At 66.2% G+C, this 13,080-nt stretch carries 12 protein-coding genes; 6 read left to right on the forward strand and 6 right to left on the reverse strand.

Annotated features, from left to right (window positions below):
• The first annotated feature begins 12 nt into the window (after nt 1-12).
• Nucleotides 13-249, forward strand: a complete 237-nt coding sequence (locus AB4118_RS00880) for a BolA family protein (RefSeq protein WP_113518613.1) — start codon at nt 13-15, stop codon at nt 247-249.
• 46 nt (nt 250-295) lie between these two features.
• On the forward strand, nt 296-631 hold the full coding sequence (gene grxD, locus AB4118_RS00885; RefSeq protein WP_043233156.1) for a Grx4 family monothiol glutaredoxin: 336 nt from the start codon (nt 296-298) through the stop codon (nt 629-631).
• A 39-nt stretch (nt 632-670) separates the two neighbouring features.
• Here grxD and AB4118_RS00890 read toward each other — a convergent pair whose 3' ends face one another.
• The 3 genes from AB4118_RS00890 to tlpA form a co-directional block, all read right to left on the reverse strand.
• On the reverse strand, nt 671-919 hold the full coding sequence (locus tag AB4118_RS00890) for a DUF1272 domain-containing protein (RefSeq protein ID WP_441487946.1): 249 nt from the start codon (nt 917-919) through the stop codon (nt 671-673).
• An 87-nt stretch (nt 920-1,006) separates the two neighbouring features.
• Nucleotides 1,007-2,737: a carbamoyltransferase family protein gene (locus AB4118_RS00895; protein WP_441487947.1), complete on the reverse strand. Its 1,731-nt coding sequence runs from the start codon at nt 2,735-2,737 to the stop codon at nt 1,007-1,009.
• 48 nt (nt 2,738-2,785) lie between these two features.
• On the reverse strand, nt 2,786-3,415 hold the full coding sequence (gene tlpA, locus AB4118_RS00900) for a thiol:disulfide interchange protein TlpA (protein ID WP_441487948.1): 630 nt from the start codon (nt 3,413-3,415) through the stop codon (nt 2,786-2,788).
• Nucleotides 3,416-3,444: 29 nt separating this feature from the next.
• Here tlpA and argH point away from each other — a divergent pair, with 29 nt between their 5' ends.
• The 4 genes from argH to AB4118_RS00920 all read left to right on the forward strand — a co-directional run bounded on the left by argH (nt 3,445) and on the right by AB4118_RS00920 (nt 9,371).
• On the forward strand, nt 3,445-4,836 hold the full coding sequence (gene argH / locus AB4118_RS00905) for an argininosuccinate lyase (protein ID WP_441487949.1): 1,392 nt from the start codon (nt 3,445-3,447) through the stop codon (nt 4,834-4,836).
• 165 nt (nt 4,837-5,001) lie between these two features.
• Nucleotides 5,002-5,262, forward strand: coding sequence for an LPS translocon maturation chaperone LptM (lptM, locus tag AB4118_RS00910; RefSeq protein WP_441487950.1), 261 nt, complete (start codon nt 5,002-5,004; stop codon nt 5,260-5,262).
• 7 nt (nt 5,263-5,269) lie between these two features.
• Nucleotides 5,270-6,562 carry a diaminopimelate decarboxylase gene (lysA, locus tag AB4118_RS00915; RefSeq protein ID WP_441487951.1) on the forward strand — a complete coding sequence of 431 codons (1,293 nt, stop codon included), beginning with the start codon at nt 5,270-5,272 and terminating at the stop codon, nt 6,560-6,562.
• Between the two features lie 130 nt (nt 6,563-6,692).
• Nucleotides 6,693-9,371, forward strand: coding sequence for a TIGR02302 family protein (locus tag AB4118_RS00920; protein ID WP_441487952.1), 2,679 nt, complete (start codon nt 6,693-6,695; stop codon nt 9,369-9,371).
• A gap of 6 nt (nt 9,372-9,377) precedes the next feature.
• Here the strand turns inward: AB4118_RS00920 and yddG are convergent, their stop codons facing one another.
• The 3 genes from yddG to AB4118_RS00935 all read right to left on the reverse strand — a co-directional run bounded on the left by yddG (nt 9,378) and on the right by AB4118_RS00935 (nt 13,079).
• Nucleotides 9,378-10,229 carry an aromatic amino acid exporter YddG gene (yddG, locus tag AB4118_RS00925; protein WP_441487953.1) on the reverse strand — a complete coding sequence of 284 codons (852 nt, stop codon included), beginning with the start codon at nt 10,227-10,229 and terminating at the stop codon, nt 9,378-9,380.
• A gap of 169 nt (nt 10,230-10,398) precedes the next feature.
• Nucleotides 10,399-11,610, reverse strand: a complete 1,212-nt coding sequence (locus AB4118_RS00930) for an alpha/beta hydrolase (protein WP_441487954.1) — start codon at nt 11,608-11,610, stop codon at nt 10,399-10,401.
• A gap of 194 nt (nt 11,611-11,804) precedes the next feature.
• Nucleotides 11,805-13,079 (reverse strand): NAD(P)/FAD-dependent oxidoreductase, encoded by a 1,275-nt coding sequence (locus tag AB4118_RS00935; RefSeq protein ID WP_441488335.1) that lies wholly within the window; start codon nt 13,077-13,079, stop codon nt 11,805-11,807.
• Nucleotide 13,080: the final 1 nt, after the last annotated feature.

Here is a 13,080-nt window from a genome sequence, read left to right on the forward strand (position 1 = left end):
GGAGACACGATCATGGCGATGGACGCGCACGATATCGAGGCGATGATCAAGGCGGCGCTGCCGGACGCGGTGATCGAGATCAAGGATCTCGCTGGCGATGGCGACCACTACGCGGCGACCGTGACCTCGGCTGCCTTCAAGGGCAAGAGCCGGGTTCAGCAGCACCAGATGGTCTATGCCGCGCTGCAAGGCCGCATGGGCGGCGTGCTGCACGCCCTTGCGCTGACGACGACGGTTCCCCAGAATTAGTAGAGATGACCAGCGGGCCTTGACCCCGCCTCAGGAGAGAAGACCGATGAGCGACGTCAACGCCCGTATCGACGCCGAAGTGAAGTCCAGCGACGTCGTGCTCTTCATGAAGGGCACGCCCCAGTTCCCGATGTGCGGTTTCTCCGGGCAGGTCGCCCAGATCCTCGGTTATCTCGGCGTGCCCTACAAGGGCGTGAACGTGCTGGAAGACCAGGAGATCCGCGAGGGCATCAAGGCCTATTCCAACTGGCCGACCATCCCGCAGCTCTACGTCAAGGGCGAGTTCATCGGCGGTTGCGATATCACCCGCGAGATGTTCCAGGCCGGCGAGCTGCAGGCGCTCTTCGAAGAAAAGGGCATCACCGTCAAGCAGGCGAGCTGAGGCTCGTCCGGACCCGTCCGCGGAGCTGCGTCGTAGCCTTCAGGCCGCGGCGCATTCCGGGTGGGGCTTGCGGATCCGTTCCTGTGAGGGCGGGTATTTTTCCAGCTTGTCGGCGGGCCTGATCGGCCTGCGCACCAGTTCGCCGCCGCAATTCGGGCAGGCGCCGTTGAAGCGCGTCTCGGTGCAGTCGGCGCAGAAGGTGCATTCGAAGGTGCAGATCATCGCGTCGCGCGCCTCGGGCAGCAGGTCGCGGTCGCAGCATTCACAGTTCGGGCGAAGTTGCAGCATGGCATTCTCCAGACACGGCGGAGAGATCATGCGACCGGCGATGCTGCGCCGCCAGCACTTGCTGATGAGATCGATCAGCCCAGGCGATTACTTCACCAAAAGCCAGTCCTCGACGACCAGCGCATCAAGGCCGCTGGTATAGAACATCAGGATCGCATCCTCTGCCGTGTGCAGAATGGGCTTACCCATGATGTTGAAAGAGGTGTTGAGGATCACCGGAACGCCGGTGATGGCATGGAAGGCTGAGATCAGCGCGTGATAGCGCTCGTTGCGGTCGGCCGTGACGCTCTGGAGCCGGCCAGTCGCATCTTCATGAACCACGGCGGGGACGCGTCCGCGCACCGGCGGCTTCCAGACCAGCGTACGCTCCATATAGGGCGAGTCCTGGTAGTTCTCGAACCAGTCCGTGCCGTGTTCGGCGAGAATCGACGGGGCGAAGGGGCGGAAGGCCTCGCGATACTTGACCTTGGCGTTGAGCAGATCCTTGGCGTTGGCCGGGCGAGGATCGGCAAGGATCGAGCGGTTCCCGAGCGCACGTGGGCCGAACTCGGCCTTGCCCTGGACCCAGCCGACAAGCTTGCCCTCGGCAAGCAGCCGGGCCGTCACCGGGGCAACCTCCTTGGGTGCGAGACGCTTCAGGCGAGGCTCCCAGGCCGCCATGCGCTCCAGCGGCTCGGTCGAGACGCGCGAGCCGAGATAGGGCGTCATCGGGCCCTTCGGCGCGCGCCAGTCCGGATGCGCCTCGGCATGGGCGAGCCAGGCCGCCCCAATGGCATTGCCGTCATCGGCGGGAGCGGAGGGTACGAAGACCTGGCTGAAGCCGTGGCGGCCGACGATCTTGCCGTTGAACGAGGAGTTGAGCGCGCAGCCGCCTGACAGCACCAGATTCTCGGAGGGCACCAATGCGGCAGCTTCAGCCAGCAGAGCCGCCATCATCTCGGCGAAGACATCCTGGCCGCAGCGGGCAAGGTCGGCCCAGCCCTGGTCGAGCGCATCAGTGGGCCGCCGCGCCAGGATCTCGGCGGAGACCGCGCGTATGGTTGCGGCATCCGCGAAGGAAAGCTTGTTCTCCTCGATCCGATAGAGGCGTCGCAGCAGCGCCAGCAAGCCGGCATCCTGCTTGCCATAGGGCGCGAGCCCCATGATCTTCCATTCCTCGCCCTTCGCCTGGTCGAAGCCGGCCAGGTCGGTGACGAGGCCGAAATAGAAGCCGATCGACTCGCGCCCGCGGTGACGCTTCACCTCGCTGATCTCGCCATCGCGCAACGCAAGGATGGCCGAGGCCCCTGTCTCGCCCATGCCGTCGACGACGAGGCAGGCGGCATCGCGGAAGGGCGACGACCAACAGGCATAGGCCGCGTGACCGAGATGGTGGCCATAGCGCTTGATCCCGGTGACATTTGCCTTGCCGAAGGCGCGGTCGAGCCCGAGCAGAGTGCCTAGGCCGGCGCGCTGCTGGCCGAGATGCAGCGAGGCGATCAAGGCCCGCTCGGAGCGCTCCGGCACCAGCGAGCGGTTGAGCTCGGGGGAGAGCTTGAGCAGTTCATTGATCGTGAAGGCGCCGGTCCGGCTCATCTGCTCGAGGAACCCGGTGAACTCCCCGCTCCAGCTCGTCGCGATCTGTACCGGAGCGCCTGCCGGGATGTAGCGCTTGAGCAGGCTTTCCATCCGCGGTGCGGAATCGGGTTCGCAGTTCGGTGCGCGCTTATATTGCAAGTAGCGCTCGGTCGCCTCGGCGAAGAGCACCTCGCCATCGGGGCCAACGATCGCGATCGCAGGATCGTGGAAGGTGGTCGCGAGGCCGATCGTGTAGCTCATGCCGCAACGATATGGAGCAGAGCGCGCGATCAGGCAAACCGCGGCGGCTCAGCGTCCGAGCGCCGTGCGAATGAAGGAGAGCGCGTCCTGGCTGGCCCAGTCGGCAGGGCCCTGGAGCATCGCGAGTTCACAGCCCGACGGGTCGACCAGGAAGCTGACCGGCATGCCTTCGATCTTTTTGGCCGAGCGCAGATCCTGGAAGACCTTGGCCTCCGGATCGGCGTAATAGCCGAGCTGGTCGATCTTGCGCTCGGCAAGCCAGGTCTTCGGCTTCTCGAGGTTCCGGGTGTCGATATTGATCGCCACCACCGCGAAATCCTGGCCGCCGAGCTTGCCCTGCAGCGCGTCCAGCGACGGCATCTCATGCAGGCAGGGCAGGCACCATGTCGCCCAGAGATTGACCAGGACGGTCCGTCCCTTGAAGGCTGACAATGTTGTCGGCTGGCCGTCGGGGCCGTTGAAGGCGAGGTTTGGCAAGGGCTGCGGTGCTTTTGCAACCTCCACGGCCGCAAGTTCGCCGCGTGCCAACGGTCGCAGTTTTTCAGCGGTCGCTGCCGCCGCCGAGCATGATCCCGAATTGCCGGCCCGGCCCTGGACAGAGTAGAAGGCCGCGACGCCGCCGAGTGCAATCAAGGCGAGAGCGCCGAAGGCGGCAAATGTTTTTGAACGAGACGTCATTGCGCGTCCAAAAAGCAGGAAAGAGCGTCGTGAGCAATCGCATGTGGGGAGGGCGTTTCGCCACGGGGCCGGATGCCATCATGGAGGAGATCAATGCCTCCATCGACTTCGACCAGCGCCTGTGGCGCCAGGATATCCGGGGTTCGCTGGCGCATGCGGCGATGCTGGGCGAGACCGGCATCCTGACCCGCGAAGATGTGAACGTGATCAGCGCAGGGCTCAAGGCGATCGAGGCCGAGATCGAGGCCGGCACGTTCACGTTCTCGCGCGCGCTCGAAGACATTCACATGAATGTCGAGAGCAATCTCAAGGAGCGGATCGGCGCTGCGGCGGGCCGTCTGCACACGGCCCGCTCGCGCAACGATCAGGTCGCGACCGACATGCGCCTGTGGGTACGCGATACGCTCGAAACGCTCGATCGGCAGATCGCGGACCTGCAACTGGCTCTTGCCGAGAAGGCCGAGGCCCATGCCGGCGCGGTGATGCCGGGCTTCACGCATCTGCAGTCGGCGCAGCCGGTGACGTTCGGGCATCACATGCTCGCCTATGTCGAGATGCTGGCGCGCGACCGCGGTCGTGTCCACGATGCGCGCGAGCGCCTCAACGAATGCCCGCTCGGCGCTGCGGCGCTTGCCGGCACCTCCTTCCCGATCGATCGTTTCCACACGGCCAAGGCGCTCGGCTTTGCCAGGCCGACCGCCAATTCACTGGATTCGGTTTCGGATCGCGATTTCGTACTGGAGACACTCGCGGCGGCCTCGATCTGCGCCATGCATCTCTCGCGTTTCGCTGAGGAGATCGTGCTGTGGGCGACGCCCCAGTTCGGCTTCGTCAAGCTCTCGGACAAGTTCTCGACCGGCTCCTCGATCATGCCGCAGAAGCGCAATCCCGACGCCGCCGAGCTGGTGCGCGGCAAGGCGGGACGCGTCTTCGGGCATCTTCAGGCGCTACTGACGATGATGAAGGGGCTGCCGCTCACCTATTCCAAGGATATGCAGGAGGACAAGGAAGGCACTTTCGACGCGCTGCAGTCGCTCTCGCTGTGCCTTGCCGCCACGTCGGGCATGGTCCGCGACATGGAGCCCGACCTGAAGGTGATGAAGAAGGCCGCGGGCCTCGGCTACGCCACCGCGACCGACCTTGCCGACTGGCTGGTCCGGGTTCTGAAGATGCCGTTCCGCGATGCGCATCACGTCACCGGCAAGCTGGTCGGCGTCGCTTCTGCCAGGGGCGTCGGGCTGGAGAAGCTGACGCTCGCCGAGATGCAGGACGTCGAGCCGAAGATTACCGAGGCTGTCTTCGCCGTGCTCGGCGTCGAGCAGTCGGTGAAGAGCCGTGTCAGTTATGGCGGCACGGCGCCGGCCAATGTCCGTCGTCAGGCCAAGCGCTGGCTGAGGCAGCTCGCCAAGGAGCAGCAGTGACAATTCGGGGGAAATGCCCGGGCACGACCCGGGCATGACCGCAGGAGATTCCCGGGGCGGCCCTGCACTCTGCCCTGGGAATGACGCTCCGTCGCTGCAAAGGCTCGCAAGCGCGCGCGCCTTTCGCTACAGTCCCCGCCACATATTGCCCGAGGATTCCCGTTCGTGCCGCATCCCCGCCTGAAACTCGGCCGCGCCATCGTGGTCGCCGGCCTGCTAGGTCTCGCTTTGACTGCCTGCGGCCGCAAGGGACCGCTCGAAGCGCCGCCGAACGCGACCAACGCCCTCGACCTGCCTGACGAGGACATCGGCGCGGTCGAGAACCGCGTGCCGGAGACCACGACTTCGCCGATCGCCAAGCCGCCGAAAGCGAGCCGCGCCATCGCCATTCCGAACAAGAGCTTCGTGCTCGATCCCCTGCTCTGAGATCCCGATGCATCACTTTGCCTATCGCGACGGCGCGCTCTTCGCCGAGGATGTCGATCTGCGCCGGATTGCGGCCGAGGTCGGGACGCCGGTCTATGTCTATTCCTCGGCGACGATCGAGCGGCACTACAGGCTATTCGAGAGTGCGATGCGCGGCATTGATCCCGCGGGCCCGGCGCCGCATGTCTTCTATGCGGTCAAGGCGAACGGCAATCTCGGCGTCCTGAAGACGCTGGCCGCGCTTGGTGCGGGGGCCGATACCGTCTCGGAAGGTGAAGTGCGCAAGGCGCTTGCCGCCGGTTTCGCTCCCGAGAAGATCGTCTTTTCCGGCGTCGGCAAGAGTGAGAGCGAACTCGCCTTCGCTGTCGGGGCCGGCATCTTCCAGATCAACATCGAGTCCGAGAGCGAGCTCGACCTGTTGTCGAAGGTGGCAGCAAGGCTCGGCAAGCGCCAGGAGGCTGTCTTCCGCGTCAATCCCGATGTCGGCGCCGGCGGGCACGCCAAGATCACCACCGGCTCTGCCGCCAACAAGTTCGGCGTTTCCTTCGAGGAGGCGAGCCGGCTCTACGCACGCGCCGCCAATATGCCGGGCGTCCGGATGATGGGGCTGGCGGTTCATATCGGCAGTCAGATCCGCGAGACAGAGGCCTTTGAGGCGGCCTATGCCAAGATGGTCGGCCTGGTTGGCAGCCTGCGGGCGGAGGGGCACCGGGTCGACCGGCTCGATCTCGGCGGAGGCCTTGGAATTCCCTACGAGATCCCGAAGGATTTCGATCATGGTCCGAGCCTGATCCAGGATTACGCGGCCATGGTCGGGCGCGTCACCAAGGGGCTCGATGTCGAGCTTGGCTTCGAGCCTGGCCGCCTGATAGTCGGCAATGCCGGCATCCTGCTGACGCAGGTGTTGCATCTCAATTCGCGGCCCACCAAGCAGTTTCTCGTCGTCGATGCGGCGATGAACGACCTGCTGCGGCCGGCGATGTACGAGGCCTATCACGAGATCTGGCCGGTGGCCGAGCCTGCCGCCGAGATGCGCAAGCTTGCCTATGACGTGGTCGGACCGATCTGCGAATCGGGCGACACCTTCACCACCGATCGCCTGCTGCCGGAGCTGAAGCAGCACGATCTGATCGCTTTCATGACAGCGGGGGCCTATGGCGCCAGCATGTCTTCGACCTATAATCAGCGCCCGCTGGTCGCCGAAGTGCTGGTCAAGGGGGCCGAATTTGCCGTGACGCGCCCGCGCCAGAGCTATGAAGACCTGATCGGCACGGATCGTGCACCGCCCTGGCTGGCCTGAGCCTGCGGTTCACGAAACGCGGAGCGGCCTGTGTGTGACGGGGCTGCACTCTGGCCTTGCCATATTCACGTGTTAGCGTGCTGTTACTTGGTGGGGTTCACGCGGAGCGGGGGCGGCTCGGAGCGACGGCATGAAAGAGGCGCAGCGCCGCATGGCGCTTGATCCGATCGGGGGCATCCGCCAGCGCCTTGGCAGGCTGGCTGCGGTGTCCCGCGCCTCGCTTGCCTGGGAGCGCCTCTGGCCCCGGCTCTGGTTGCCCGCGATAGTCATCCTCACGTTCCTGGCGCTGTCCTGGCTCGGGCTGTGGACGCACCTGCCCTGGCAGGGCCGCGCCATGGGCGTCGTGCTCTTCTTGTCTGCGCTGGCTGCCAGCATCTGGTACGTTGTTCGCACGCCCTTGCCGTCGCGGCGCGATGCGCTGGCGCGGCTCGACCAGTCGCTGCAAGGGGCGCATCGCCCGGCCTCGGCGCTGGAGGACAGTCTCGCCGTCGGTTCGAACGATCCGGTTTCCCAGGCGCTGTGGAAGCTTCACGTCGAGCGCCAGGGCGCGCAGATCGCCGGCTTGCGGGTCACCCCGCCGCGGCCACGCATGGCCATGCGCGATCGGCTTGCCATTCGCGCCGTGCCGCTGCTTGCGGCCGTCACCGCCTTTTTCGTCGCTGGCCACGAGGCTGGGCCCCGTATCTCGGCTGCCTTCGACTGGCGCGGTCCGTCGGCGCCGGTTGCCGCCGCCAGGATCGATGCCTGGATCGATCCGCCCGCCTATACCCGCTTGCCGCCGATCCTGATCGATTTCGCCCGGCTGCACGGCACCGCCTTCACCGCGCCGGAAAAATCGACTGTGGTGATTCGCATTGCCGGCAAGAGCGGCATGGATGTCGTGACCACGGGCCGGCTCGACGTATTGCCGCCGCCGCAGACGAAGGATGGCAAGCCGGTCGAGCCGGCCTCTGTTGCCGTGCTGGAAAAGCGCTACATGCTGGCCGGCAATGGCACGCTCAGGATCACCGGCAGCGGCGCGCCTCAGGCGACACTGACCCTGACCGCGGTTGCGGACCAGCCGCCCCAGATCAGCTTCGTCGAGCCGCCGAAACCGGTCAGCGGGGTGCAGGGCGGGCTGGGGCTGACGTTCCGCGCCAAGGACGATTACGGCATTGCCTCGGCCGAGGTCGTCGTCTCGCGGACCGGGCCGCCATCGGGCGGGCGCTCGCTGGTCGAGCCGCCGAAACAGGCGCTCAGCGTTCCGTCCTCCCCGTCCGGCGAGGAAGAACTGAAGAACACGGTCGATTTCTCGGCTCATCCCTGGGCCGGTGCCAAGGTCAAGATGGTGCTCGTTGCCCGCGACGAAGCCGGGCAGGAGGGCCGCAGCGAGACGGTCGAGGTCGTCTTGCCGCAGCGCACCTTCACCAAGCCGCTCGCCAAGGCGCTGGTCGAGCAGCGACGCAAGCTCGTCATGGATGTCGACGCGCGCAAGCACGTCCAGCTCGCCATGGATGCGCTGCTGATCGAGCCTGGACGCTTCATGAAGGAGGCCGGCGTCTATCTCGGCATGCGCATGATCGGCGAAAGGCTGCGGCGCGCCACCAATGACGACCAGTTGCGCGATGTCGCCGACCTGATGTGGGGCATGGCGCTCCAGCTCGAGGATGGCGATCTCTCCGATGCGGAGCGCGATCTGCGCGCCGCCCAGGAACGGCTGCAGCAGGCTCTGGAGCGCGGGGCGTCCGAGGAAGAGATCCGCAAGCTGACCGAAGATATGCGGCGGGCGCTCGACAAGTTCATGCGCGAGCTCGCCCAGCAGATGCAGCGCCAGCAGCAGAATGGCGACCAGAACCAGGCGCAACTGCCGGAGAATTTCCGCTCGGTGACGCCGCGAGACCTGCAGAACATGCTGAACCGGATCGAAGAGCTTTCCCGGCGCGGCGACATGGCCGAGGCTCAGCGGCTGATGGAGGAGCTGAACAATCTCCTCAACAATCTCCAGATGGCGCGGCCCGGCCAGCAGGATCCGCGGCAGCGCGAGATGAACCAGGCACTCGGCGATCTCGACCGGATGACCCGCGACCAGCAGAACCTCCGCGACGAAACCTATCAGCAGGAACAGCAGCGTCAGAACCGGGCGCAGCAGGGCCGACGCCCTGGCCAGCAGCAGGCGCGCCCTGGCCAAGGACAGCGTCAGCAGGGCCAACAGGGCCAGCGCGGGCAGCGTGGACAGCAGCAGCCCGGCCAGGAGGGCGAAGACGGCGAGGGCGAGGACGGGCAGCAGGGAGCCGAGGGCCAGCAGCAGGGCCAAGGGCAGGGGCTGTCACAGCGCCAGCAGGCTCTGCGCGAGCGCCTGCAGGATCTGCAGCGGCGGATGCGCGGCATGGGCGCCCCGGAGTCCGGCGAGCTGGGCGAGGCCGAGGACGCAATGCGCGAGGCCGAAGGCCAGCTCGGCCAGGGGCAGGGCGAGGGTGCGCTCGAATCGCAAGGCAAGGCGCTCGATGCCTTGCGCCGTGGCGGGCAGAACCTTGCCCAGCAAATGCAGGGGCAGCCCGGTGACGGCGACGGTACGGAAGGCGCCTTCGGCGAGCCGGATGGCCAACCAGCCGGCCGGCCTTCTGCACAGCAGCGAGGCCGTGACGATCCGCTCGGCCGGCCGCAGCGTCAGCGCGACTGGGCCGATGGCCGCGTTCGCGTGCCCGGGGCCGATGAAAGTGCGACGCAGCGGGCGCGGCGCATCCTCGAAGAGCTCCGGCGTCGGCTCGGCGATCCGTCGCGGCCCCTCGAAGAGCTCGACTATCTCGAGCGGTTGCTCCGGCGGAACTGAGCGCTTTCAGGCCTTGCGGGAGCTCGCGACCAGCGCCCCGGCCACGATCAGCGCGCAGGATGCCGCGAGCAGCCAGCTCGCGGCCGCATAGCCCGCGATCACGAGGATGAGCGTGGAGAGCACCGGTGCGGCATAGGAGGCGACACCAAGGAAGGCGACGTCGCCGCGCTTCATGCCGATATCCCAGCAGATGAAGGCCAGCCCGATCGAGCCGAGGCCGAGCCCGAGCGCGCCGGCCCATTCAACTGTCGTCAGCTCCCAGAGTGTCGTCTCGAAGGCCGCGTGGCACGCAAGGGCGGCCACAGCGCAGCCAAGCAGGGTGACGCCGAGGCTCTCGGACGGCACCTCGGCAAACCGGCGCGACAGAACCGAGTAGCTCGCCCAGACGAAGGCGCCAAGCGCGGCAAGTCCGTGTCCGAGCGAGAGCCCGCCGCCTGCGTCGAGCCCGCCCGAGATCAGCAGCGCCGTCGCGGCGAGCCCGATCAGCGCCCCGATCAGATGCCGGAGCTTCAGGGTGCCGCCCGGCAGCAGCGCTGCGAAGAGCACGATCAGCAACGGCCAGAGATAGTGGATCAGATTGGCCTCGGCCGCCGGCGCGGTCTTGACCGCGGCATAGTAGAGCGCGGTGTCGCCGAAGGGGCCGTAGAGGCCAAGCGCGAAAGAGCCCCAGGTCGGCCGAACCCTGCGCAGTTGCCCACGTGCGGCGGTGATGCAGAGGATCAGCATGCCGCCGATGGCAAACGTCATGCCGACGAGCTGGAACGGCGGTACGCGACCGGACATGGCCGTGAACAGAGCCAGCGTCGACCAGAGCAGGATGGCGCCAAATCCGGTGAAGGTCGCGGTGCGAGAGGTCATCGGCGGGAAAGCTGCTTGGGGGCGGGACGCTGCTGGCGTTATCAGATCGACGGCTTGCTGCCCATTGATCGCAGCGCTCAACCGACGTGAGGGAAGCGGCTTGCATGCTCGCAAGCCGTGGCGCGCTGATCCCGCGGCCGCGTCGAACAGGTCTTCTGGCGCTGCCGGCTTACCGTCCGGTTATGATCTTGATCGGTGCGCCCAGGATCTTGAGGGGCACCGAGACGATCGCTTCGAGCGAGTCGCCCAGAGCCTCACGCGCATTCTCCGACGCGCGGGCCTGCCTGCCGACACCGCGCTCCAGCGTGCTCTTCAATTGAGGCGCGATCTCCGCCAATTGCGCGAACTTGCCGTGATTGCTCGAATCGGTGGCCTTGACGTCGGTCATGTCGAGGACAACGGCGCCAAGCTGCGCCAGCTCCTCCGCATTCTGGGCATCTCCAACGCGGCCCTGGCCTCCTGCGATGAAACTCGATGCACCCAGCGCCTTGTCGTCCTTGGACAACACGATGAAGAACGGCTTCTTTGGCTTTCCGAAACGCCGCATCTGAGTCTTGAAGACGTCGATGTCGATATCGGGCGCCGCAAGAATGACAATATCGATCTTCTCGGCGCCGACGAGCCCGCCTGAGATCTTGATCTGGCGCAGGGCTTCGACAGTCACCCAGTTGCCCATGGAATGGGCCAGGATATTGACCTTTTCGGCGTTGCTGGCCAGGAGCAGCCGGATCGTCCGTTCCAGGTTGTCGCGTGCCGCCGTCGCGCTGTTCGAGTCATAGACATATTGTGTCAGCGCCCCGCGCGATGCCCAGGTGAACAGCACAGGTACGGCGGGGGCTTGGGAATCGTGCATGACCTGGGCGAAGCGGTAGAGCCCTTCCGCGAACATGGTGTTGTAGCCGTGGATGAAGAGCACAACGTTGCGGCTCCCGCGTGGGCGCAAGGCGAGCTGGGCGTTGAGCGCCCTGATGAAGGCCTGCTCTCCGTCGAGATAGCCGGCCTGGCGCACGACGAAATTGGCCTTCGGATCGCCTGGAGCCGTCGAGGCCCATTCGATTTCGCCAGGTGTGTGCGTTGGCGGAACCGAGACCTCGATCTTGGCGAAATCGAGCGGCATGGCACGCTCGCCGTTGAAGAGCGTCCCTGGCCGCTCGTCGCGCTGGCGGGTGGTGGCGACCAGTATGGTGTGAGAGGTCGACCCGGCCTCGACTGCTGCAACGGGGGCAAGGAACCCCGTTTCGGGCCGCGAGGCGCAGGCGCCCGCAAGCGCTGCGGCCATGATTGCAGCGACGATTGCCGCGTAACGCATGCGAGGCGACAGGAGCGAGCCCCGGCCCAAACGACGAATCCTGTATCCCACGCCCGCTTGCGAATAGGTCATGTACGGCTCCCCGGCGCGCCGAGCGTATGACGCGCAGCCCGGGCCGTAAAGAAGCGGTCTGCGCTTGCTTCGGGTGGCCTATTCTGTGGGGCCGGATACAGTTGAGCCTGCGCTCCGGCCGCACAATTCTTGCGAGCTCTGTGCTTGCCCCCGCTAAAACTGTCGCTTGCGACCGGGGATGCGCTCGCTCGCGCTCAACGCTCGCGCAGCCAGTCCATCATCTGATAGCGCCAATAGGTCGCCTGGACAGCGACAGTGCCGAATACGCCGCCGTTCCAGACGAGGCCGAAGGGGGCGAACAGGCGATGGCGATCGCTGGTTCCGAGAATGGCCTCGGCAATGACGCGGCCACCGATCGCGGTGGTGTTGAGCCCATGTCCGCCAAAGCCGAGGCAGTGCCAGACATTCGGGCTGAGCTGGCCAATCTGCGGCATCAGGTGTCGCGCATAGGACATCAGGCCCGACCATGCGATCTCGACCTTCAGTGCTTCGAGCTCGGGATAGGTCGAGATCATGGTCCGGCGCAACAGGGCGGCGAGATCGCGCGGCTCGCTGGTGCGGGTGGTGATGCGGCCGCCCCAGAGCAGGCGCTGGCCGTCCTCGACGATGCGATAATAATCCCCGGCACGACGGTCATCGCTGATCGCGGCGCGCGTCCCGATGGCCTTGGCGATCAGCTCCGGCGCTGCCTCGGTCGTCAGCACATAGGTCGCGATCGGCAACTGGCTCGAGCGCAGCTTCGGCACGAGGTTGTCGGTATAGCCGCCGCAGGCGATCACGACCTGCCGGGCGCGCAGCTCTCCCGATGCGGTGACCAGGCGTTTCTCGGGACCGGAGAGCTCGGCCGAGACAACGCGCGATCCCTCGATGATTCGCCCTCCCAACGCTTCGATGGCGTCTGCCAGGGCGCGTACGTAGTTCAGCGGATGGATGTGGAAGGAATGGGGATCAAACAGGGCCTGGTGGTACTTCGGCGAACGAAGCACCTCGCGAACCTGCTCGGTCGGCCAGAAGTCGACGGTGTAGCCGTGATCTAGCGCCAACTGGTCGCGAGCCCGAGCGAGACTGTGGCCACTGTCATAGCGCACGACGCTGATCCTGCCCGGCCGGGGATCGGCACCGGCGATGGCGAGGTCGCGAATGTTGTCGGAGACGATGCGCATGCCCTCGATCGAGAGGCCATGGAGTTCGTTCGCCTTGGTCTCACCAATGGCGCTTGCGATCGAAGAATGGCTGCGGGCATAGCCGGGGCTGACGAAGCCGCCATTGCGCCCCGATGCGCCCCAGCCGACCGCCTCGGCTTCCAGCACCGCGACCGAGCGTCCGGCCCGGGCCAATTCATAGGCGCAGGTGAGCCCGGCGAGCCCGCCGCCAATGATGCAGGTATCGACCTCGATGCGGCCCTGCAGCGGGGCCCTCTTGTTCGTCGTCGCGGCGGTGCGGGCATAGAAGGTATCGGGATAGGTCAGC

It is taken from the genome of Allobosea sp. 2RAB26 (assembly GCF_052115465.1).
Taxonomy (GTDB): domain Bacteria; phylum Pseudomonadota; class Alphaproteobacteria; order Rhizobiales; family Beijerinckiaceae; genus Allobosea.